The organism is Streptomyces albipurpureus, assembly GCF_023701525.1.
In the GTDB taxonomy this organism is placed as follows: domain Bacteria; phylum Actinomycetota; class Actinomycetes; order Streptomycetales; family Streptomycetaceae; genus Streptomyces; species Streptomyces albipurpureus.
Map to the genome: position 1 here is coordinate 1 of NZ_JAMQAW010000100.1, position 21401 is coordinate 21401.

Sequence of the window (21401 nt, forward strand, 5' to 3'; positions counted from 1 at the left end):
TCTGGGTTCCTCTCATAAAACCCATCTGACCTGCTATCACCACCCCCCGCATCCCGGGGGAACCTCACATCGTCCCGTTGTCACGCTTCTTCGGGAGGGAGGTCTCCGGGGCTTGGGTGTGGGGGGCGCGGTGTTCCTCTGGGAGAGCAGATCCCTGGGTTGGAGTGGCCGGGGCTTGGGTGTGGGGGCGGGGTGTTCCTCTGGGGGAGTAGATCCCTGGGTTGGAGTGGCCGGGGCTTGGGTGTGGGGGCGGGGTGTTCCTCTGGGGGAGTAGATCCCTGGGGTGGCCGGGGGCTGGGTGTGAGCCGCGCAGTTGCCCCCTTTCCGGCTCCACAGGACAGGGACCCCGGGGCAGAGTGACCAGGCTTGGGCGTGGGGGCGCGCAGGGGGTGTCCCCGGAAGCGATCGACGGCAAGGCAGCCTTGTCGGCTCGGAGTCGCATCAGGCCGTCGACGCTGAGGAGTCACCCCCGATAGCACCCCCCAACCCCAAAAGGACAAGACCCTCACGACAGGAAACCCACGACCTTGAGCACGGGCAGCCCCCACCAAGACAAGCACCCCCCACGGCGACCCACCTCAGCCCGTCCGGCGTTTGAGGACGGAACCCTCCACCCCGGGTGGGGACACCCAACGCGGGGGCGCTCAGCCCGAGGACCCCGTGCCTCGGCCACGGGTATCCCTCGTCGGAGCGTGCACCCCGCCCAGGGGGCACCCTCAGCCTGTCCGGCGTTTGAGGACGGAACCCTCCACCCCGGGTGGGGACACCCGACACAGGGGCGTCGAGCCCGAGGACCCCGTGCCTCGGCCACAGGTATCCCTCGTCGGAGCGTGCACCCCGCCCACGGCGACCCACCTCAGCCCGTCCGGCGTTTGAGGACGGAACCCCCCACCCCCGGTGAGGACACCCGACGCGGGGGCGCTCAGCCCAAGCACCCCGCGCCTCGGCCACAGGCACCCCTCGTCGAAACGAGCACCCCGCCAAGGGGGCACCCCCAGCCCGTCCGGCGTTTGAGGACGGAACCCTCCACCCCGGGTGAGGACACCCGACACAAGGGCGTCGTGCCCAAGGACCCCGTGCCTCGGCCACAAGCACCCCCGTCGAAGCGTGCACCCCGCCAAGGGAGCACCCCCAGCCCGTCCGGCGCTTGAGGACGGAACCCCCACCCCGGTGAGGACACCCAACGCAAGGGCGCCGAGCCCAAGCACCCCGCGCCCCGGCCACAGGCACCCCCCCGGTGAGGACACCCCAAACCCCTCAAACCCCACCCCTCCCCGTCTCTGAGAGACTGGCCCCGATGACCCAGACACCACCACCACCCCGCGGCGGCACCCACCCCCACCCCCGTGCCCGTGCCGAGATCGATCTTGCTGCGTTGCGTGCCAATGTGCGTTCGCTCCGTGCTCGTGCTCCCCATTCCGCCCTGATGGCCGTGGTGAAGTCGGACGGATACGGGCATGGTGCGCTGCCGTGTGCGCTGGCGGCTCGGGAGGCCGGTGCCAGTTGGACGGGGACTGCCACGCCTCAGGAGGCCCTCGCGCTGCGCGCCGCGGGGTTGCCGGGGCGGATCATGTGTTGGCTGTGGACGCCGGGTGACCCGTGGCGTGCGGGTGTTGAGGCCGATCTTGATATGTCGGTCAGCGGGATGTGGGCACTTGCGGAGGTCACCGCTGCCGCGCGGGAGGCCGGGCGCGTCGCGCGTATTCAGTTGAAGGCCGATACGGGGTTGGGCCGCAATGGCTGTCAGCCCGCGGACTGGCCCGAGTTGGTGGCCGCGGCGCTTGTCGCGGAGGCGGCGGGCACGGTGAAGGTCACCGGTTTGTGGTCGCACTTCGCCTGTGCCGATGAGCCCGGTCATCCGTCGATCGCGGTCCAGCTTGAGGTGTTTCGTGAGCTTGTGGAATATGCGGAGAAGGCGGGTGTTGAGCCTGAGGTGCGGCATATCGCCAACTCTCCGGCGACGCTCACCCTCCCCGAGTCGCACTTCGATCTCGTACGGACCGGTATCGCGATGTACGGAGTCTCCCCCGCGCCCGCGTTGGGGACCCATCAGGAGTTGGGGCTGAGGCCCGTCATGACCCTGGCGGCCTCCGTTGCCCTGGTGAAGCAGGTACCTGCCGGCCATGGGGTGAGTTACGGGCACCACTATGTCACTCCGGTGGAGACAGGGCTCGGTCTGATCCCGATCGGATACGGGGACGGCATTCCGCGTCATGCGTCCGGCCGTGGCCCGGTGCTGGTGGGTGGCGAGTGGCATCGGGTAGCCGGGCGGATCGCCATGGATCAGTTTGTGGTGGATCTCGGCCCGGTTGGGGGCGTGGGCGACGGGGCGCGTGGGCACAAGATCGAGGAAGGGGCCGAGGCGGTGCTGTTCGGCCCGGGCGACCGGGGCGAGCCATCGGCTGAGGATTGGGCGCAGTCGGCGGACACCATCGTGTACGAGATCGTCACCCGCATCGGCGCGAGGGTCCCCCGCGTATATCTGCACGAGGACGCCGGCCGTTCGGGCACGGACGTCACCCAGGTCGAGTAGGGAGTACGGCACGGTGAGCGAGACCAGCACGGGCGATGCTGTCGCGGCGGTGGCGAGCGCTGCCTCGACGGGCCATTGGCGCCGCGCCTCGATCGCCGGTGCCGCGATAGGCGTGATCGCCGCGGGAGCGGCTGCTGGTGTCGCCATTGAGCGGCTCACCGTCGGCCGCGGTATGCGCAAGAAGGCCCGGCTGGCGCTGGACGCCTCGGGCCCCTACGGCGCCCTGCGCGGCACCCCCGGCAGGGCGCTCGCCAATGACGGTACCCAGCTCTACTACGAGATCGACGAGATCGATCCGGGGGCTGCCGGCCCGCGTCGGCGCAGGCACTTCGGCCGTAAGGCTCCCGCGCCGGTCACCGTCGTCTTCAGCCATGGCTACTGCCTCAACCAGGACTCCTGGCACTTTCAGCGGGCCGCGCTGCGCGGTCTGGTGCGTACCGTCTACTGGGATCAGCGCAGTCATGGCCGCTCGGCTCGTGGGAGCGCTCAGTCGGGGCCCGATCGGGTACCGGTCTCCATCAACCAGTTGGGCCATGACCTCAAGGCGGTCATCGAAGCCGCAGCACCTGAGGGGCCCCTGGTGTTGGTGGGGCACTCAATGGGCGGGATGACGGTGATGGCGCTAGCCGACCAGTTCCCTGAGCTGGTCGAGGAACGGGTGGTCGGCGCCGCGTTCGTCGGTACGTCGAGCGGGCGGCTCGGCGAGGTCAACTACGGTCTGCCGGTCGCTGGTGTCAATGCCGTACGCAGGGTGCTGCCCGGTGTGCTGAGGGCACTTGGTTCACAGGCGGAGCTCGTGGAGCGGGGGCGGCGGGCCACCGCTGATCTCTTTGCCGGTCTGATCAAGAAGTACTCGTTCTCCTCTCGGGACGTGGATCCGGCCGTGGCCCGGTTCGCCGAGCGGATGATCGAGGCCACGCCGATCGACGTGGTCGCGGAGTTCTATCCGGCCTTCGACGAGCACGACAAAGCGGCTGCTCTTCCGGTGTTCGCCGATGTGCCGGTCCTGGTGCTGGCGGGTGATCGGGATCTGGTCACTCCCAGTGGCCACAGCGAGGCGATCGCCGATCTGCTGCCGGACGCGGAGCTGGTGATCGTGCCCGACGCCGGCCATCTGGTGATGCTGGAGCATCCGGAAGCGGTCACGGACCGGTTGGCCGACCTCTTGGCACGGGTCGGCGCGGTGCCTGAGACGGCAGACGTGAGTGGCGCGGGCAGCGGCTAACGTTGGCGCGTATGGAAGCACCGCAGAGCGCGGCGGCTGGAACCGCAGTCGCACATATCGCCGCTGACTCCCCCCAACAGATGCAGGATCTCGGACGCCGGCTGGCGAAGCTGCTGCGCCCGGGCGATCTGGTGATGCTCACCGGCGAGCTGGGTGCGGGGAAGACGACCCTCACCAGAGGCCTGGGGGAGGGGCTCGGAGTGCGCGGCGCGGTCACCTCGCCCACCTTTGTCATCGCCCGGGTCCATCCGTCGCTGATCGGCGGTCCGGCCCTGGTGCATGTGGACGCCTACCGGCTGGGCGGGGGCTTGGACGAGATGGAGGACCTGGACCTCGATGTCTCGCTGCCGGATTCGGTGGTGGTCGTGGAGTGGGGGGACGGGAAGGTCGAGGACCTCTCGGACGACCGGCTGCATGTCCTGATCCACCGGATCGTCGGGGACACGGACGACGATCGGCGCCAGGTGACTCTGGTGGGGCATGGGCCGCGCTGGGCCGGAGTCGATCTCGGCGGGGCCTGATCCACGGCCTCCGGGGCGCTCACTCTCTCCATCCGTTTCGCTACGTACCGCCCCTTTCTCTACGTACCGCTGTTCTCCACCGCGGATCGCGTGACCTTGTTGGTCGTACGGTGGATATTCCGACAAGGCGTCGGCAAAATGTTGCGCATGCCGTGCCGAGCGTGGTCACATGGCACGGAGGCGTGGTTAGGTCTACCTAACCAGCCTGCCCCCCGGCGACCCAGGAGGCACCATGCCGGCGTCCGAGCGCGAGTTCCCACCGTCGCAGCAGTCCACTGCCGAGCCGCTGACGGTGTTTTCATCGGCCTCGTCCGCCGGGTCCGCGCGGACCCGGCCAGCAGCCCCGTCGATGCGTGAGCTGCTGGCGTCGTGTGCGGCGGCGGAGGCGGTCTCCACTCCACCGCGCGAGAGAGATCCCGGGATGCCCTCGGTCTCCCGGAGCGGTGAGAGGCGCGACGCCGCGTAACCCATACGGGTGATGCACCCCCGGGGGGCGTGCCATCGGGGGTGCGGTCGCATGCGGTGGGCGAACAGTCGCGCGTAACGGGAACAGCACAGCCGGACCGCGCGGGGCCATGGGGTCCCGGGCCGGAGCCACGAAGGTCGGCCCCTCAGGAGAACACCGAACAGGGGCGCCGTCGCCCGGCCGCGGTGGCTAGGGGACCACGACCACCTTGGTGCCGATGGTGGCGAAGCGCCACATCGCGTCCCCGTCCGCCCGCTTCATCCGTACGCCGCCGGTCTTCTTCGACGGGTTCGGAGTGGCCATCGTCCCGTCCACCGCCGCGCTGAAGCCGATCGAGATATCGCCCACGCTCGCAAACCGCACCACATGCTCGATCGCGACCCCGTCCGAGCCCGCCACCTGGCCGGATCGTGAGGTCACGGTGTATGAGCCGGGCGGCGGGTTGACCGTCGACGGCATGACCGGGAAGGTCTTGTTGACCTTGCTACCAGCGTCGACCAGCCAGACACGGCGCTCCTTGAGCGCGTACACCACCCGCAGTCCGGTGCCCGATGTCAAGGGAAGAGCCAGCGGGTCCTTCCGCTTCTCCTGCGGGCTCTTGGTGATGGCCGGCGCGTTGGGGGTGCGCGGTTTGCCGGTGCTGGCCGGGGCGCTCGCCGATGCCTGGTAGGCGAGGAAACAGACGGCGGTCAGGGCGGCTGCCGTGAGCCCGGCTACCAGTCCCGAGCTGCTCCGTGCCACCGTGCTCACCTCTCGGTATGTTGTGTCAGTTCTTCGGATGAACGTCTTCCGGGGCGACGGTAGCAGCCATGGCCCCTCAGGGACGGGGCGCCGTGCCTGCGGCGCGGGAGCCGTAGGCTGTTCGCGTGCTCTTGCTTGCCGTGGATACCGCCACTCCCGCCGTCACCGCCGCGCTGCACGACGGTCACTCCGTCGTCGCCGAGTCCAGCAGTGTGGACGCCCGCAGGCACGGTGAACTGCTGTTGCCCGCCATCGATCGGGTACTCGCCGAGGCCGGTGTGAAGATCGATTCCGTCACGGCCGTGGTGACCGGGGTCGGCCCCGGCCCCTACACCGGCCTTCGGGTGGGTCTGGTGACCGCTGCCACCTTCGGTTCGGCGCTGGGGGTGCCGGTGTACGGACTGTGCACGCTCGATGGCCTCGCCTACGCCAGTTCTCTGGACGGCCCCTTCGTGGTGGCGACGGACGCCCGCCGCAAAGAGGTGTACTGGGCGCGCTATGACTCCCCGCGCCAGCGCGTCGGTGAACCGGCCGTTGACCGGCCGGCCGATATCGCCGGGCAGGTCGCGGGTCTGCCCGCCGTCGGTGCCGGCGCGCGGCTCTATCCCGAGACGTTCCTGGACGCCCGCGACCCCGAACACGTATCGGCGGGCGCGCTCGCCTGTCTCGCCGTGGAGAAGCTGGCCGCCGGCGAGGAGTTCCTGCCGCCGCAGCCGCTCTATCTGCGCAGGCCGGATGCGCAGGTGCCGAAGAACTACAAGGTGGTCACCCCGAAGTGACCGCCGCACCGGAACCCGTACTGCGCGAGATGCGCTGGTGGGACCTTGAGCCCGTACTCGACCTGGAGCAGCGGCTCTTCCCCGAAGACGCCTGGTCCCCCGGGATGTTCTGGTCCGAGCTGGCGCATGCGCGCGGACCCCGGGCCACCCGTCGCTATGTCGTCGCCGAACTGGGCACGGACAGCGGTGCGGGTGAGATCGTGGGATATGCGGGGCTCGCCGCGGCCGGTGACCTAGGCGACGTCCAGACGATCGCCGTGGCCCCCACGCAGCAGGGGACCGGATTGGGCTCCCGGCTGCTCACCGATCTGCTCCAGCACGCCACCGCCTTCGAGTGCGACGAGGTCTTCCTCGAAGTACGGGTGGACAACACCAGGGCCCAGAAGTTGTACGAGCGCTTCGGCTTCGAGCCCGTTGGATTCCGTCGCGGCTACTACAAGCCCGGCAATGTCGACGCGCTCGTCATGCGGCTCCATCTGCAAGGGAATGTTCACTGATGGTTGACGAACCGCTCGTACTGGGCATCGAGACCTCCTGCGACGAGACCGGTGTCGGCATCGTGCGCGGCACCACACTGCTCGCCGACGCGATCGCCTCCAGTGTCGACACCCATGCCCGCTTCGGCGGGGTGGTGCCGGAGATCGCCTCCCGAGCGCATCTGGAGGCGATGGTTCCCACCATCGAGCGCGCACTGAAAGAAGCGGGCGTCTCGGCCCGTGATCTTGACGGGATCGCGGTCACCGCGGGCCCCGGGCTCGCGGGCGCGCTGCTGGTGGGGGTCTCGGCTGCCAAGGCCTACGCCTATGCCCTCGGCAAACCGCTCTACGGCGTCAACCACCTCGCCTCCCATATCTGCGTCGACCAGTTGGAACACGGCAAGCTGCCCGAGCCGACGATGGCGCTGCTGGTTTCCGGCGGCCACTCGTCCCTGCTGCTCGCGCCGGACATCACCAGCGATGTACGGCCACTGGGCGCGACGATCGACGACGCGGCGGGCGAGGCGTTCGACAAGATCGCCCGGGTGCTGAACCTCGGCTTCCCCGGCGGTCCGGTGATCGACCGGTTGGCGAAGGAGGGCGATGCCCGGGCCATCGCGTTCCCGCGCGGACTCAGTGGCTCGCGAGACCCCGCGTATGACTTCTCCTTCTCCGGGCTGAAGACGGCGGTGGCGCGCTGGATCGAGGCCAAGCGGGCCGCGGGCGAGGAAGTTCCGGTCCGCGATGTGGCGGCCTCCTTCCAGGAGGCGGTCGTCGACGTACTGACCCGCAAGGCCGTACGGGCCTGTGTGGACGAGGGCGTCGACCATCTGATGATCGGCGGCGGTGTGGCGGCCAACTCACGGCTGCGAGCACTGGCCACGGAGCGTTGCGAACGGGCGGGCATTCGCCTGCGGGTACCCCGGCCGGGGCTCTGTACGGACAACGGCGCGATGGTGGCCGCCCTCGGGGCGGAGATGGTGGCCCGCAACCGGCCCGCCTCCGACCTGGAACTGTCCGCGGACTCCTCATTGCCGGTGACCGACCCCCATGTGCCCGGTGCATCCCATGGGCACGCACACGGGCACGGTCATGACCACGACCATGTGCATGAGATCAGCAAGGACAATCTGTACTCATGAGCTCCGAGTCGACCGTGGTGGCGATGATGTGGGAGGCCCGGGCGGTGCGCGGCCGGGGTGTGGAGCTGCTGGAGTGGGCGCGCGCGCAGGAACTGGCCGTTGAGCCACTGCGTCGCGAGTCCTTCCGGGCGTCACAGGACCGAGTGCTGGTGATCACCTGGTGGGCGGTGACGGACCCGGGAGCACCGGTTCCCGAGCTGCCCGAGCCGGCGGCGGACCTGATCACCAGGCCGGTGCACCGATGGCGGTTCGAGTCCCTGGGGACGGACGGCGGCTGACGCCAGTCGGTCGGCCCGCCGGGGAGCGGCTGGAGACGGCACCGAGGGGCCAAGCTCCCGAAAGCTCCGAGAAGCAGGCCCCGGCTAGTCGACCGGCTGCGATGTCGACCCCCCACCCGGTTGCGGCCTCTCGGCTCGGCTCAGCAGCCCATCGATGATCGCCGCCAACTGCTCCCGGATGTCGTACTCCCCGACCTTGTCCCACCGGGAGGCCAACTCGGTCAGCCGTGGCAGCTGTGCGGCGTCCTCGTCGGTCAGCATGGTGGGGAAGTTCCACTGACGCTCCGGTTCCGCCGCGCGCCGGGCCATCGCCGCGGTGAAGACCAGATTCCCGTAGACGAAGTGCCAGATGGTCCGGTAGGCCCGTACGGCCTGCTCGGGGCTCAGCCCGCAGGCGATCGAGGACGCGAGGATCTCCTCGACCATCCAGAGCGCGCCCTTGTCGGTGAGATCGCCCAGCGCGAGGATCTCCAGCACCCAGGGGAGCTGCTCCAGCACCTGGTGCATATGCACTGAGACATCGATCAGTCTCTCGCGCGGATCGGCCGGCAGCTCGGGGCGCGGGAAGGTGGCCGCTGTCCCCGAGAGCGTGAGCATCAGCAACTCGTCCTTGTCCCGGACATGGTGGTAGAGCGCCATCGGGGTAACGCCGACCTCCCTGGCCACCCGACGCATGGAGAGGGCCGCCACGCCCTCCTCCTCGATGATGCGCCGCGCGGTGGCCACGATCGTCTCGGGGTCAAGTCGGCGGGGGCGCCCGACGGCGCGCTTGGCCCGGGCGTCGCCCGGGGGTTTCTGCTCTGCTGCCACCTGCTCATTCTCCCGCTCCTATTTTCTATACGCGTATAGTAATGTGCGGTCCTGCCCAGGGCATACCGGGAAGGGGAACCCATGAACGACCAGGCGCGGCTTACGCGCTGGGTATTGACGGTGGCGCTGATCGTGCAGTTCCTGGTGGCGCTGGACATGTCCGTCGTCAATGTGGCGCTGCCCGATATGCGCGATGACCTCGGCTTCACACCCGACGGCCTGCAATGGGTGGTCGGCGCCTATGCGCTCACCTTCGGCGGGTTGCTGATGCTCGGCGGCCGGCTCACCGATATCGCGGGCCGCCGCCGCATCCTGATCGCCGGGCTGGTGATCTTCGGTGCGGCAAGCCTGATCGGCGGTCTCGTCCAGTCCCCCGGCCAGTTGATCGCCGCCCGCGCGGCCCAGGGCATCGGCGCGGCGGCCCTCGCACCCGGCGCCTTCACCCTGATCACCGTCACCTACCCACCGGGCCCCGAGCGCTCCAAGGCGCTCGGCCTCTGGGGCATGGCCGGTGCGGCGGGCGGCGCCTTCGGCGTACTGGCGGGCGGGCTGCTCACCGATGCGGCAGGTTGGCGGGCGGTGATGCTGGTCAACGTACCCATCGTGGTCTTCGCCCTCTTCGGTGTGGTCCGCGCGGCGCTGCCGGCGGCACCCGAGCGCGGCAGCGCGCCCCGACTCGATATCGCCGGGGCGCTGCTGGTCACCGGAGGAATGTCGCTGCTCGTCCTCGGCGTGACCCGCACCGAGGACGCCGGCTGGGGCGCACCGAGCACGCTGCTGACGCTGAGCGCCTCCGCCGCCCTGCTCATCGCCTTCGCCCTGGTCGAACGGCGGGTACGGCAGCCCCTGCTGCGGCTGGGGCTCCTGGCGAACCGCCCGGTGCTCGGTGCGAACCTCTTCTCGCTGCTCCTGAGTTCGGCGCAGTTCGCGTCCTTCTACTTCTGCTCGCTCTATATGCAGCAGGTGCTGGAGTACGGGGCTTCGACGACGGGTGTGGCGTTCCTGCCCTTCTGCGCGGGAGTGGTGGCCGGCTCGCTGATCGGCACCAGGGCCGTCGCGGTCGTCGGCATCCGTCTGCTGCTGGTCGCGGGTGGACTGCTGGGCGCCGCTGGGGTCGCCGGGTTCGCCCTCACCGCGGTACCGGATGGGAGCTTCGCCTACTCCATCCTGTGGCCGTCGCTGCTGGGCAGCGTGGGCATCGGGCTGTGCTTCATCCCGCTGGGCACCGCGGCGACCAAGGACGTCATATCGACGGAGGCGGGCATGGCTTCGGGGTTGCTCAACAGCTCCCGTCAGATCGGCGGCTCGCTGGGGCTGGCGATCCTGGTGACCGTCGCCGCCTCGGTCGGCGGCACCGGAGGCGGGGCCGCGGCGCTGGCGAACGGCTACAGCACGGCCTACTGGGTGTGTGCGGGACTGCTGGTGGTGGCCTGTCTGGTAGCGGTTGTCCTGCTGCCGGGCCGGGATCAGCCGCTGGCATCGGCTGGGGGTTCCGCGCGGATACCGTCGGTGTCCGGGCCCGCGGCCGAGGCGGCCGGTCCGGTGTCGGCGGGCGGGTGAACCGGGCTCGGTGGCCGGTCCGCGGGGTGCTTTCGAGGACCCGTCCCGAGTCCCTGCGGGCTGGTCCGGAGCCTGCGGTGGCCGATCTGGAAGATTCTCAGAACAATTCTGGGTGGGGTGTCGATCCGGTCGTCTCCCGTTCGACATAAGGGTGAGCGGCGGGGAAACGACCCCGCCGCCGACCCAGAGGAACCGAGGAGTCACCATGCCGCGCTTTCTGACGATGATCCGCATCGATGAGAACAACATTCCGGCCGGGGGCCACAGCCCCGAGATGGACGAGCGCATGGGTGCGCTGCTTGAGGAGATCACCAAGGCGGGAGTCATGCTCGACACGGCCGGACTCACGCCCAGCGCCGATGGCACCCGGGTCACCTTCTCCGGTGGCAAGCTCAGCTACACGGACGGCCCCTTCACGGAGAGCAAGGAGGTCGTCGGCGGCTACTCCATCGTCCAGGCCAAGGACATGGCCGAAGCGGTGGAGTGGACCAAGCGGTTCCTCCAGGTCCACGACGATGTGTGGACCGTGACCGCCGAGGTCAGGCAGATCGCGGAGAACTGATCCGACGTCGCTTGCCCGCGCCCGTCGCTGCTGTTCTGATGAAGCGGTGACGACTCTGGGCGCGGTGGAAGCGGTATTCAGGATCGAGTCGGCGCGCATCATCGCCGGTGTCGCCCGGATTGTGCGGGATGTGGGCATCGCCGAGGAGATCGCGCAGGACGCTCTGGTCGCCGCGCTGGAGCAGTGGCCGGAGTCGGGCGTCCCGGATAATCCAGGCGCCTGGCTCATGGCCACGGCCAAGCACCGGGCGATCGATCTCGTACGCCGCAAGGAGAACTACGCCCGCAAGCTGGTGGAGGTCGGGCGGACACTGGAGGACGTACCGCCACCGGAGGTGTCGGGCCCCGGTGACATCGATGACGACCTACTGCGGTTGATCTTCACGGCATGCCATCCGGTCCTGTCGACGGATGCCCGGATCGCGCTCACCCTCAGGCTCCTGGGCGGACTGACCACCGAGGAGATCGCCCGGGCCTTCCTCACGGCCGATGCGACGGTGGCCCAGCGGATCGTGCGGGCGAAGCGGTCGCTGGCGAAGGCCGGGGTGGCCTTTGAAGTGCCGTACGGGCCGGACCGGTCGGCGCGGCTGGACTCGGTGCTCGAGGTCATCTACCTGATCTTCAACGAGGGTTACTCGGCGACCACGGGCGACGACTGGACACGGCCCGCGCTCTGTGAGGACGCCCTGCGGCTGGCCCGGGTGTTGGCCGCGCTGATGCCGCAGGAGCCCGAGGTGCATGGTTTGGTGGCACTGGTCGAGATCCAGGCGTCACGGATCGCCGCCCGGGTGGGTCCGGACGGTGAACCGGTGCTCCTCGCGGACCAGATCCGCACCCGCTGGGACCAACTGCTCATCCACCGGGGCTTCTCCGCCCTCTCCCGGGCGAACGCGGTGGGTGATGTGCCCGGTCCCTACACCCTCCAGGCCGCCATCGCCGCCTGCCATGCGCGGGCGGTTCGCTACGAGGACACGGACTGGCGGACCGTCGCCACCCTGTACGGACAGCTGGCGGCGCTGGTTCCGTCCCCGGTGGTGGAGTTGAACCGGGCGGTCGCCGTGGCCATGGCGGACGGCCCGACGCCGGCGCTGGCCCTGGTGGACGCGCTGGTATCGGAGCCGGCGCTGAAGGAGTACCACCTGCTGCCGAGTGTGCGCGGGGATCTGCTGGCCCGGTTGGAGCGGTTCGGCGAGGCGCGGGAGGAGTTCGCTCGGGCGGCGGCCCTGACGCGCAATGAGAAGGAGCGGGAGTTGCTGCTGGGGCGGGCGAGGGCAGCGGGAGTTGCCGCATCGGATCGGGGCGCCTAGCGTCAGCCCCTGCGGTGGTCGCCGGTGCTCAGTCCTTCGGCTTCAGCAGCACCAGGAAATCCCGGAACGCGGCGCTCATGTCGACCGCCTCCGGGTCCAGCAGCCACTGGTACTGCAGACCGTCCATGACCGCCGTCAGCAGCGGTGCCGCCTGCTCCGGGGTGAGCCCGCCCGCGAGCTCCTCCCCGAAGGCGGCCCGGAGAGCGGCTGCCATGCTCTCGCGGGTCTGAACGTAGCGGCGGGTGAAGAAGTCCCGGGCCGGGTGGTCATCGGCGACGCTCTCGCCGAGCAGCGCCGAGAAGGTCTGGACGACCCCCCGCCGCATGGCGTTGTACTCCACCAGGGTGGCCAGCAGTTCGATGTTCCAGGTCTCGGGTGTGTGCGGGACGCCTGCGGTGTCCCACTGGTCGCGCACCTCCAGAACGGCGATGAGCAGGGCTTCCTTGGTGGGGAAGTAGTGCAGCAGGCCCTGCTGGGTGAGCCCGACCCGCTCGGCGACCGCGCCCAGCGATGTGCCTCGGTACCCCCGCTCCGAGATCACTTCGAGGGTGGCGCGCAGGATGTCCGCCCGACGTTCCTCGCCTCTGGTTCTGGCCATTGCCCCTGGCCCCTTTCCCTGCGTCGGCGCTGCTGAGAGGACCGTACGCCATCTGATAATAACGAAAAGGTCACAAACCCTACTTCTCTACAGGTAATGCGGTAACCATGGATCGCGACCGCTGTTCAGCGCCGCAAGGAAGAGGTACGGCCGTGGCTGACGCATCTGCTCCCGCTCCCGACTACATCGATGCCATCGAGAGCGCCCTGGGCAAACTCGACCTCGACGCCAAGGCCCGGCTGCTGGCCGGACAGGACGTCTGGTCGCTGCCGGCGCTCCCCGAGATCGGGCTGGAGTCGCTGGTGATGTCCGACGGCCCCATCGGGGTGCGCGGCACCCAGTGGTCCGCGGACGACCCCTCCATCGCACTGCCATCGCCGACCGCGCTCGCCGCCACCTGGGACCCGTCGCTCGCCCGTCGCGCCGGCCGGCTCCTCGCCCAGGAGGCCCGCCGCAAGGGAGTGCACGTACTGCTCGCCCCGACGGTCAATCTGCATCGCTCGCCGGTGGGCGGCCGGCACTTCGAGTGCTACTCCGAGGACCCCTATCTGACGGGTGAGATCGGCACCGGCTATGTGGCCGGTGTCCAGGACGGGGGAGTCGGCACCACGGTCAAGCACTTCGTGGCCAATGACGCCGAGACCGACCGCTTCACCGTCAACAATGTCGTCGCCCCGCGCCCGCTGCGTGAGCTCTATCTCGCCCCGTTCGAGGCCATCGTCAAAAACGCCCATCCCTGGGGCATCATGGCCGCGTACAACCAGGTCAACGGCTCAACGATGACCGAGCACCGCTATCTTCAGAACGCCGTTCTCCGCGGCGAATGGGGTTTTGACGGGTACATCGTCTCCGACTGGCTGGCCGCTCGATCCACCCGGGGCGCCATCACCGGCGGGCTCGATGTGGCCATGCCCGGACCCCAGACCGTGTACGGCGAGGCCCTGGCCGCCGCCGTCCGCTCCGGCGAGGTCGAGGAGTCCGACGTGGACGGCGCGGTACGGAACGTACTGCGGCTCGCCGCCCGCGTCGGCGTCCTCGAAGGCGCCGGCCCCGCCGTCACCGAACTCCCCGCCACCATCGACGGCCGTGCCCTCGCCCATGAGATCGCCCGCCGCTCCTTCGTCCTGCTCGGCAACAACCCCGTGGCCGGTGGGGACCCGGTGCTGCCCATCGACCCGACCGCGGTCCGCGAGGTCGCCCTGATCGGGGCGGCCGCGCGCGATGCCCGGGTGCTCGGCGGCGGCTCCGCCACCGTCTTCCCCGAGCAGATCGTCTCCCCGCTGGACGGCCTTGCCGCCGCCCTGCCCGACGGGGTGCTGACCCACACGGTCGGTGCTGACCCCAGCGATGAACTCAGCCCCGCCGGCAAGGGCTTCACCCTCTCCGTCCGCTGCCGTGACCAGAGCGGGCGGCTGCTGGGCGAGAGCGGGCTGCCCACCGGCCACATCCAGTGGATCGGCGACGACCTCCCGGCCGGAGTCACCCACGAAAGCCTCCACTCCCTGGAGATCCTCGGCACCCTGACACCCCGGGAGAGCGGAGAGCACACCTTCGGCACCCGAGGCCTCGGGGCCTTCCGGCTCACCGTGGACGGCGAAGTGCTCTGGGCCGGCGGACAGCCGGCCGAAGAGGCCTCCGACCCCTTTGAGGCCTTCTTCGGCAAGCCCGCCGAGCGGGCCCGCGTCCAGCTCACCGCGGGCGAGCCGGTCGAGGTCTCGCTGTCCTACACGGTCCCCGAGATCACCGGGGCGCCGATGTCCGGAGTCGTGGTCTCCCTGCTGCACCAGGAACCGGTGCGGGCCGCCGATGAACTCATCGCCGAGGCCGTACTGGCCGCGCGGAGCGCCGATGTGGCGGTCGTGGTCGTCGCCACCACCGAGAGCGTCGAATCCGAGGGCTTCGACCGCGAGGACCTGCGGCTGCCGGGGCGTCAGGACGATCTGGTGCGCGCCGTCGTCGCCGTCAACCCGCGGACCGTCGTGGTGGTCAACGCGGGCTCCCCGGTCGAACTGCCCTGGCGCGATGATGTCGCGGCCGTGCTGCTGAGCTGGTTCCCCGGGCAGGAGGGCGGTGCGGCCCTCGCCGATGTGCTGCTCGGAGCGGCCGAGCCGGGCGGACGGCTGCCCACCACCTGGCCGGCCGTCTTCGCGGACGCACCGGTGTCCCAGGTCGTCCCGGAGTCCGGCGAACTCGACTACCGGGAAGGCCTGTTCATCGGCTATCGCGCCTATGACAAGGCCGGGACGACTCCCGCCTACGCCTTCGGCCACGGCCTGGGCTACACCACCTGGGAGTACGAGTCCCTGGAGGTCACCCCCGGCCGGGCCGCGGTCCGGATACGCAACACCGGTTCGCGCACCGGCCGTGAGATCGTCCAGATCTATCTCGCCCCGACCTCTGGCGGCGAGGTCGAGCGCCCGGCCCGCTGGCTGGCCGGTTTCGCCTCCGTCGAGGCGGCGGCGGGAAGCAGTGTGGAGGTGGAGATCGAACTGCCGCCCCGCGCCTTCGAGATCTGGGACGAGCAGTCGAACTCCTGGGCCCACCAGGGCGGTTTCTACCAGGTCCAGGCGGCACACGCGCTGGACGACCAGCGGCTGACCGCCACCCTGGAGGTCTGAGCCACCGCCCCCTTGGGGCCACTCGTTCGGCTCAGGCCGGGGCGCCGATCAACATGGTCGGCGCCCCGGCCACCCTGGTCAGAAACACCGTTGCCGCGTTCGGTCCCCGCAGCTTGACCCGGCGGCGCAGCTCCTCCGGTTCCACGGCCGATCCGCGCTTCTTGACCGTGAGAATCCCGACCTCCCGGGTGCGCAGCAGCGCCTTCAGCCTCTTCAGGCTGAACGGCAGTTCATCGCTGATCTCATACGCGGTGGCGAACGGGGTGGGGCGCAGTTCGTCCGACGTGATGTAAGCGATCGTCGCGTCGATCAGACCGCCGTTCAGCTCCGCCGCGACCTCGGCGACCAGATGGGCGCGGATCACCGCGCCGTCGGGCTCGTAGAGATAGCGGCCGAGCGGGCGTACGGGCGGGTCGGGCAGTGCGCGCGAGGGCAGCGAGTGCGGGCCGGGTAGCAGGGTCGCGGTGATCGACGGCGTCGCGTCGACCCAGGGTGATCCGTACCAGAGCACCGCCTCCTTCACATCGCCTCCGTCCGAGATCCACTCCGCGCCGAAGTCGTCCGGCACCAGTTCGTGCGGCACCCCCGGCGCGATCTTGAGCGCGGCGTGCGGGCGGCTGCGGGCGGCTTCGATCGCCCAGGACAGGGGTGGGGAGTAGGCCTCCGGGTCGAAGATCCTGCCCCGCCCGCCTCTGCGGGCCGGGTCGACGAAGACCGCGTCGTAGGGGCTGGTGTCCGTCTCCGTCACATCCGCGCACCGGACCTCGATCAGCCCGGTAAGACCCAGTGCCTCGGCGTTGGCGCGGGCGGTGGCCGCCGTGAGCGGGTCGCGGTCCACGGCCAGCACCCGTACCCCGGCGCGGGCCAGTGCGATCGCGTCGCCGCCGATACCGCTACAGAGATCGGCGACGCTGCCCACACCGAGCGCGGTGAAGCGCGCGGCCCGGTACTCGGCGACCGATCTGCGGGTCGCCTGCTCGACCCCGTTCGACGTGAAGTACATCCGATACGCGTCCTCAGCACCGAACTTCGCCACCGCCCGCTGACGCAGTCGCGCCTGCCCCAGGGCCGCCGAAACCAGCTCGGGCGGATGCTCACGCCGTAGCCGGGTGGCGATCGCCAGTTCCTGGGCGGGGCTGTGGTCGCGCAGCTGGGCGAGTAGGGCCTGGCCCTCGTCGGTGCGGAGCGCGGAGAGGGAAGGGAGGTCGTTCACCCGATCCATTGTGGGCCAGCCGGGGGACGGACCAGCTTCGGCGGCGGTGTCGCCCCGGTCGCGGTGATGGGGGCTGACAGTATCCAGCGCCATGCAGCTAAAAGGACAAAACGTAAAGAATCCTGCTAAAGGTATCGAGTCGAATGGTGGTTGCATGCCGCTGCCACTCGACCGGGGGGCTTCCCTGGGCCGTTCCTGTGCTGGGCCCGCCGGACCATCGGCGCGTGCTCGGGGGGCCCGGGCCCGGGTACGTCTGCGGATGATCGCGGCCGGGCTGCTGGTGGCCCTGCTCGGTTCGGCCTGTGCCGCTGAGCCCTCCAGAAGTGACCACGGCCCCGATGGCTCGCGCCCCCACCCCGGGCAGCAGGCCAAGGAGCGGACCGGCGCGTCCGGCGCGCTGGCCGCCCGTGCTGAACGAGCCAAGCGCAGCCAGGCCGCACGGGTGGCCGCGGCCAGGAAGTGGGGGCTCACCAGCACCCCGCTGGCGGCTCCCGCGCCACCCGCGGTCAAGCCGCAACTCACCACCCGCAAGGGCTTTGAGGTGGAAGACGGCGAAACCCTGCCGCCGGTCTTCACCACGGTGCCCGTGACGGAGCGGGTCGTCTTCCTGACCATCGACGACGGCACGGAGAAGGACCCCGAACTCCTGCGCATGATGGACGAACTCCAGATCCCGTACAGCGCCTTCCTCAGCGACTACGTGATCAACGACAACTACGGCTACTTCCGCCAGATGCGTGACCAGGGCGTCTCGCTCCACAACCACACCCTCAACCACCGCTATATGCCCGGCCTGTCCTACGAGGCGCAGCGGCGCGAGATCTGCGGCCAGCAGGACAATCTGCAGAAGCTGTACGGCAAGCGCCCGGCGCTCTTCCGTCCGCCGTACGGCAACTACAACCAGGACACCCTGCGCGCCGCCCAGGGGTGTGGCGTCAAGGCGGTGCCGCTCTGGGCGGCCGAGGCGTTCCCCGACCACATGGAGTGGCGGGAATGGGACCGGGACCTGCACCCCGGCGACATCATCCTCACCCACTTCCGGGGACGGAAGGACTGGCAGGGCACCATGCCCGACATGATCCGGCAGGTGATGAAGACCGTCACGGAGAAGGGGTACGCCGTGGCCCGCCTGGAGGACTACGTATGAGCGAGGGCCACGGATGAGCGAGGGCCACGGATGAGTGGGACGGCGTGCGGGGCGGCGGCGGGGGAGGGCCGGGAGACGGCCCGGGGTCATGGGTAGACCGCGGCCGGTACGCGGCCAGCGGGACCGCCCGCGGACCCTGGCCCTTGTCGCGGCCGTGTCCGGCGCGCTGTTGGCCTGTTCCGGATGCGCGGCGTCCGCCCTGGGGCCGTCCGCTGCCATGGACCCTTTTGAACGGCTTGGCCGCAAGGCGGTCCAGCGGGCCGATCCGTCCCGGGAGGCGCACGGCCATCGCGGAACGGTAGGAGCCTTGGGCGCCTCCGGTGGACGGCCGGGATCTTCGGAAGGGCCCGGATCCATGGGCCAGGACCGCGGAGCGGATGGAGCGCCCGCGGGAGCCGTAGGGCAGAACGGAAACCGGAAGCCTCACCAACGCCTTCGGGCGCCGAGCCCGGAGCGGTCGCGCCCGCCGGGACGACCTGCCCGGGTCGGTGGCGCTCTGGAGCATGGCGGGCCCCGGGCCGTGGGTGGTCAGCTGAGCCTGGTGGTGCCCCCGTTCCCACCGGACCGAAATGCCGCCCCGGCGCCCCGAGTCCCCGCACCTGGAGCCCCGGCCCGAGGGACGGCCGGGACCTCGCTCCCCGACCAGCCTGCACCCATCCCGGACGCCGCACGCCCCGATGGCCTTCCGACCGCCCGAGCCCGGGCACTGGTCTCCGGCCGTGGCCCGCAAGACCGCCATCACCCCCAGCGCCGCTCCCACGGCCGCCCCCAGCGCCAGTCGCGCGACCTCGCGGTCACCGCCTTCGCTGATCCCGCCGCTCGACTACTGGACCGCATTCGCCGTACGGGACTGCGGGCGCTGCTGCCCTGACCCGTTCACGGCAGCAGCGTCGCCGGGCCGTCCGGCCCGGCTGGTACGCGTCATCCGCAGGTGTGACGTGCTCGGGAATTCCCTTGTCGGCTACGCCCTTGCAGCCACCCCCGCAACGCCTGGACCAGGCCTTATGGGCAAGCGGACGGCTTTGGTGGCCGGGTGGACCGAGCTCCGGGGACCCGCCAGCATTGGCACTCCGCTTGACCGAGTGCTAATCACAGTCATAGTGTCGGCTCTGGCACTCCCCACCGGAGAGTGCCAACACAGCGACAGGCAGGTCCGGCACCCGCGACGACGGATCGACCTGGTCGCCACCTCAGATCAGTTAACCCCGTGAGATCTCCGAAGGGGGAGGTCGGATCGTGACGACCACCAGCTCCAAGGTTGCCATCAAGCCGCTTGAAGACCGCATTGTGGTCCAGCCGCTCGACGCCGAGCAGACCACGGCCTCTGGCCTGGTCATCCCGGACACCGCGAAGGAGAAGCCCCAGGAGGGCGTCGTCCTTGCGGTCGGTCCGGGTCGCTTTGAGAACGGCGAGCGACTTCCGCTCGACGTTAAGACCGGCGATGTCGTGCTCTACAGCAAGTACGGCGGCACCGAGGTGAAGTACAGCGGCGAGGAATACCTCGTCCTTTCGGCTCGCGACGTGCTCGCTATCGTCGAGAAGTAGGTCGGGTTTCCGGGTCTGCCCGGAACACTTCGTACCCCGTTTGTTATTGAACTGCGCCCCTGGCCCCCCGCTGACATTCATATCCGGGCGCTGGGGGCGCAGTTCGTCTCAGAAGAGGACTGAAACGCTCCCATGGCGAAGATCCTGAAGTTCGACGAGGACGCCCGTCGCGCCCTTGAGCGCGGCGTCAACAAGCTTGCCGACACCGTGAAGGTGACGATCGGCCCCCGTGGCCGCAATGTCGTCATCGACAAGAAGTTCGGCGCCCCCACCATCACCAACGACGGTGTCACGATCGCGCGCGAGGTCGAGCTCGACGACCCGTACGAGAACCTTGGCGCCCAGCTGGTCAAGGAAGTGGCGACCAAGACCAACGACATCGCGGGTGACGGCACCACCACCGCCACCGTGCTCGCCCAGGCGCTGGTCCGCGAGGGCCTGCGCAATGTGGCGGCCGGCGCCTCCCCGGCCTCCCTGAAGAAGGGGATCGACGCGGCCGTCAAGGCCGTGTCCGAGGAGCTGCTCGCGACCGCCCGCCCGATCGAGGACAAGGCCGACATCGCCGCCGTCGCCGCCCTCTCCGCTCAGGACCAGCAGGTCGGTGAGCTGATCGGCGAGGCCATGGACAAGGTGGGCAAGGACGGTGTCATCACCGTCGAGGAGTCCAACACCTTCGGCCTGGAGCTCGACTTCACCGAGGGCATGGCCTTCGACAAGGGCTACCTCTCCCCGTACATGGTGACCGACCAGGAGCGTATGGAGGCCGTCCTCGACGACCCGTACATCCTGATCAACCAGGGGAAGATCTCCTCCATCCAGGACCTGCTTCCGCTGCTGGAGAAGGTCATCCAGTCGGGTGGCTCCAAGCCGCTGCTGGTCATCGCCGAGGACGTCGAGGGCGAAGCCCTCTCCACCCTCGTGGTGAACAAGATCCGCGGCACGTTCAACGCCGTGGCCGTCAAGGCTCCCGGCTTCGGTGACCGCCGCAAGGCGATGCTCCAGGACATGGCCACCCTCACCGGTGCCACCGTCATCTCCGAAGAGGTCGGCCTCAAGCTCGACCAGGCCGGTCTGGACGTGCTGGGCTCCGCCCGCCGCGTCACGATCAGCAAGGACGACACGGTCATCGTCGATGGCGGCGGCAACGCCGGCGACATCGCGGGCCGGGTCAACCAGATCAAGGCCGAGATCGACTCCACCGACTCCGACTGGGACCGCGAGAAGCTCCAGGAGCGCCTCGCGAAGCTCGCCGGTGGTGTGTGTGTGATCCGCGTCGGCGCCGCCACTGAGGTGGAGCTGAAGGAGAAGAAGCACCGTCTGGAGGACGCCATCTCCGCGACCCGCGCCGCGGTCGAGGAGGGCATCGTCTCCGGTGGTGGCTCCGCGCTCGTCCACGCCGTCAAGGTGCTGGAGGGCAACCTCGGCAAGACGGGTGACGAGGCCACCGGTGTCGCCGTCGTCCGCCGCGCCGCCGTCGAGCCGCTGCGCTGGATCGCGGAGAACGCCGGCCTGGAGGGCTATGTCATCACCTCCAAGGTCGCCGAGCTGGAGAAGGGTCAGGGCTTCAACGCCGCGACCGGCGAGTACGGCGACCTGGTGAAGGCCGGCGTCATCGACCCGGTCAAGGTCACCCGCTCCGCCCTGGAGAACGCCGCTTCCATCGCCTCCCTGCTGCTCACGACCGAGACCCTGGTCGTCGAGAAGCCGGCCGACGACGAGGGCGACTCCGGTCACGGCGGTCACGGCCACTCCCACTGACGCATCAGCGCCGGTAGTGCGCCGGCGGGTCGGCCTCAGCCGTCCCGCCGGTGGTACACCAGCCTGACGTCAGCGGTCACACCAGTACAGAGCCGGGCCCGGTGCTCCCGTCGCGGGAGCACC

Annotated in this window: 20 protein-coding genes; 16 read left to right on the forward strand and 4 right to left on the reverse strand. The window is 69.8% G+C overall.

Annotated features, from left to right (window positions below; translation table 11 throughout):
• Positions 1-1297: 1297 nt before the first annotated feature.
• From alr to NBG84_RS41300, 4 genes are all read left to right on the forward strand, one after another.
• Complete coding sequence (gene alr / locus NBG84_RS38740) at positions 1298-2533, forward strand: alanine racemase (protein ID WP_250924427.1); 1236 nt, start codon at positions 1298-1300, stop codon at positions 2531-2533.
• A 13-nt stretch (positions 2534-2546) separates the two neighbouring features.
• Positions 2547-3758: an alpha/beta fold hydrolase gene (locus NBG84_RS38745; protein ID WP_250924428.1), complete on the forward strand. Its 1212-nt coding sequence runs from the start codon at positions 2547-2549 to the stop codon at positions 3756-3758.
• Positions 3759-3769: 11 nt separating this feature from the next.
• The gene (tsaE, locus tag NBG84_RS38750) at positions 3770-4279 is read left to right on the forward strand and encodes a tRNA (adenosine(37)-N6)-threonylcarbamoyltransferase complex ATPase subunit type 1 TsaE (RefSeq protein ID WP_250924429.1); all 510 of its coding nucleotides are present in this window, start codon (positions 3770-3772) and stop codon (positions 4277-4279) included.
• Positions 4280-4511: 232 nt separating this feature from the next.
• On the forward strand, positions 4512-4745 hold the full coding sequence (locus NBG84_RS41300) for a hypothetical protein (RefSeq protein ID WP_308312159.1): 234 nt from the start codon (positions 4512-4514) through the stop codon (positions 4743-4745).
• A 189-nt stretch (positions 4746-4934) separates the two neighbouring features.
• On the opposite strand, the gene NBG84_RS38755 is transcribed toward NBG84_RS41300, so the two are convergent.
• Complete coding sequence (locus NBG84_RS38755) at positions 4935-5486, reverse strand: L,D-transpeptidase (RefSeq protein ID WP_250924430.1); 552 nt, start codon at positions 5484-5486, stop codon at positions 4935-4937.
• A gap of 125 nt (positions 5487-5611) precedes the next feature.
• On the opposite strand from NBG84_RS38755, the gene tsaB reads away from it, so the two are divergent.
• Genes tsaB through NBG84_RS38775 form a run of 4 tightly spaced genes read left to right on the forward strand, consistent with a single transcriptional unit; the run spans position 5612 to position 8161 of the window.
• Entirely contained in the window at positions 5612-6265 is a 654-nt protein-coding gene (gene tsaB, locus NBG84_RS38760) for a tRNA (adenosine(37)-N6)-threonylcarbamoyltransferase complex dimerization subunit type 1 TsaB (RefSeq protein WP_250924431.1), read from the forward strand.
• Positions 6266-6294: 29 nt separating this feature from the next.
• Complete coding sequence (gene rimI, locus NBG84_RS38765) at positions 6295-6762, forward strand: ribosomal protein S18-alanine N-acetyltransferase (RefSeq protein ID WP_250924442.1); 468 nt, start codon at positions 6295-6297, stop codon at positions 6760-6762.
• A complete protein-coding gene (tsaD, locus tag NBG84_RS38770; protein WP_250924432.1) occupies positions 6762-7883 on the forward strand; it encodes a tRNA (adenosine(37)-N6)-threonylcarbamoyltransferase complex transferase subunit TsaD in 1122 nt (373 codons plus the stop codon). Before rimI ends, tsaD begins: the two co-directional genes overlap by 1 nt.
• Entirely contained in the window at positions 7880-8161 is a 282-nt protein-coding gene (locus NBG84_RS38775; RefSeq protein ID WP_250924433.1) for a hypothetical protein, read from the forward strand. The genes tsaD and NBG84_RS38775 overlap by 4 nt, the downstream gene beginning before the upstream one ends.
• An 84-nt stretch (positions 8162-8245) precedes the next feature.
• On the opposite strand, the gene NBG84_RS38780 is transcribed toward NBG84_RS38775, so the two are convergent.
• Positions 8246-8971: a TetR/AcrR family transcriptional regulator gene (locus tag NBG84_RS38780; protein ID WP_250924434.1), complete on the reverse strand. Its 726-nt coding sequence runs from the start codon at positions 8969-8971 to the stop codon at positions 8246-8248.
• 81 nt (positions 8972-9052) lie between these two features.
• On the opposite strand from NBG84_RS38780, the gene NBG84_RS38785 reads away from it, so the two are divergent.
• The 3 genes from NBG84_RS38785 (at position 9053) to NBG84_RS38795 (ending at position 12399) form a co-directional block, all read left to right on the forward strand.
• Positions 9053-10531 carry an MFS transporter gene (locus NBG84_RS38785; protein ID WP_250924435.1) on the forward strand — a complete coding sequence of 493 codons (1479 nt, stop codon included), beginning with the start codon at positions 9053-9055 and terminating at the stop codon, positions 10529-10531.
• A 205-nt stretch (positions 10532-10736) separates the two neighbouring features.
• Positions 10737-11093, forward strand: a complete 357-nt coding sequence (locus NBG84_RS38790) for a YciI family protein (RefSeq protein ID WP_250924436.1) — start codon at positions 10737-10739, stop codon at positions 11091-11093.
• Positions 11094-11139: 46 nt separating this feature from the next.
• Complete coding sequence (locus NBG84_RS38795) at positions 11140-12399, forward strand: RNA polymerase sigma factor (protein ID WP_250924437.1); 1260 nt, start codon at positions 11140-11142, stop codon at positions 12397-12399.
• Positions 12400-12427: 28 nt separating this feature from the next.
• On the opposite strand, the gene NBG84_RS38800 is transcribed toward NBG84_RS38795, so the two are convergent.
• Positions 12428-12997: a TetR/AcrR family transcriptional regulator gene (locus NBG84_RS38800; RefSeq protein ID WP_250924438.1), complete on the reverse strand. Its 570-nt coding sequence runs from the start codon at positions 12995-12997 to the stop codon at positions 12428-12430.
• A gap of 107 nt (positions 12998-13104) precedes the next feature.
• Here NBG84_RS38800 and NBG84_RS38805 point away from each other — a divergent pair, with 107 nt between their 5' ends.
• Entirely contained in the window at positions 13105-15615 is a 2511-nt protein-coding gene (locus tag NBG84_RS38805) for a glycoside hydrolase family 3 protein (protein WP_250924439.1), read from the forward strand.
• Between the two features lie 31 nt (positions 15616-15646).
• Here NBG84_RS38805 and NBG84_RS38810 read toward each other — a convergent pair whose 3' ends face one another.
• Complete coding sequence (locus NBG84_RS38810; protein WP_250924443.1) at positions 15647-16837, reverse strand: class I SAM-dependent methyltransferase; 1191 nt, start codon at positions 16835-16837, stop codon at positions 15647-15649.
• A 250-nt stretch (positions 16838-17087) separates the two neighbouring features.
• Between NBG84_RS38810 and NBG84_RS38815 the strand changes: the two genes are divergently transcribed.
• The 4 genes from NBG84_RS38815 (at position 17088) to groL (ending at position 21278) form a co-directional block, all read left to right on the forward strand.
• The gene (locus tag NBG84_RS38815; protein WP_250924444.1) at positions 17088-17975 is read left to right on the forward strand and encodes a polysaccharide deacetylase family protein; all 888 of its coding nucleotides are present in this window, start codon (positions 17088-17090) and stop codon (positions 17973-17975) included.
• A gap of 520 nt (positions 17976-18495) precedes the next feature.
• A complete protein-coding gene (locus NBG84_RS38820) occupies positions 18496-18846 on the forward strand; it encodes a hypothetical protein (protein ID WP_250924440.1) in 351 nt (116 codons plus the stop codon).
• 365 nt (positions 18847-19211) lie between these two features.
• Positions 19212-19520, forward strand: coding sequence for a co-chaperone GroES (gene groES, locus NBG84_RS38825; protein WP_017949608.1), 309 nt, complete (start codon positions 19212-19214; stop codon positions 19518-19520).
• Positions 19521-19652: 132 nt separating this feature from the next.
• Positions 19653-21278 (forward strand): chaperonin GroEL, encoded by a 1626-nt coding sequence (groL, locus tag NBG84_RS38830; protein WP_250924441.1) that lies wholly within the window; start codon positions 19653-19655, stop codon positions 21276-21278.
• Positions 21279-21401 lie beyond the last annotated feature (123 nt).

Coding starts and splice junctions, on each gene's coding strand:
- alr (WP_250924427.1), top strand. CDS start 1,298: ATGACCCAGACACCACCACCACCCCGCGGCGGCACCCACCCCCACCCC.
- tsaE (WP_250924429.1), top strand. CDS start 3,770: ATGGAAGCACCGCAGAGCGCGGCGGCTGGAACCGCAGTCGCACATATC.
- NBG84_RS41300 (WP_308312159.1), top strand. CDS start 4,512: ATGCCGGCGTCCGAGCGCGAGTTCCCACCGTCGCAGCAGTCCACTGCC.
- rimI (WP_250924442.1), top strand. CDS start 6,295: ATGCGCTGGTGGGACCTTGAGCCCGTACTCGACCTGGAGCAGCGGCTC.
- tsaD (WP_250924432.1), top strand. CDS start 6,762: ATGGTTGACGAACCGCTCGTACTGGGCATCGAGACCTCCTGCGACGAG.
- NBG84_RS38775 (WP_250924433.1), top strand. CDS start 7,880: ATGAGCTCCGAGTCGACCGTGGTGGCGATGATGTGGGAGGCCCGGGCG.
- NBG84_RS38785 (WP_250924435.1), top strand. CDS start 9,053: ATGAACGACCAGGCGCGGCTTACGCGCTGGGTATTGACGGTGGCGCTG.
- NBG84_RS38790 (WP_250924436.1), top strand. CDS start 10,737: ATGCCGCGCTTTCTGACGATGATCCGCATCGATGAGAACAACATTCCG.
- NBG84_RS38800 (WP_250924438.1), bottom strand. CDS start 12,997: ATGGCCAGAACCAGAGGCGAGGAACGTCGGGCGGACATCCTGCGCGCC.
- NBG84_RS38805 (WP_250924439.1), top strand. CDS start 13,105: ATGGATCGCGACCGCTGTTCAGCGCCGCAAGGAAGAGGTACGGCCGTG.
- NBG84_RS38810 (WP_250924443.1), bottom strand. CDS start 16,837: ATGGATCGGGTGAACGACCTCCCTTCCCTCTCCGCGCTCCGCACCGAC.
- NBG84_RS38815 (WP_250924444.1), top strand. CDS start 17,088: ATGATCGCGGCCGGGCTGCTGGTGGCCCTGCTCGGTTCGGCCTGTGCC.
- groL (WP_250924441.1), top strand. CDS start 19,653: ATGGCGAAGATCCTGAAGTTCGACGAGGACGCCCGTCGCGCCCTTGAG.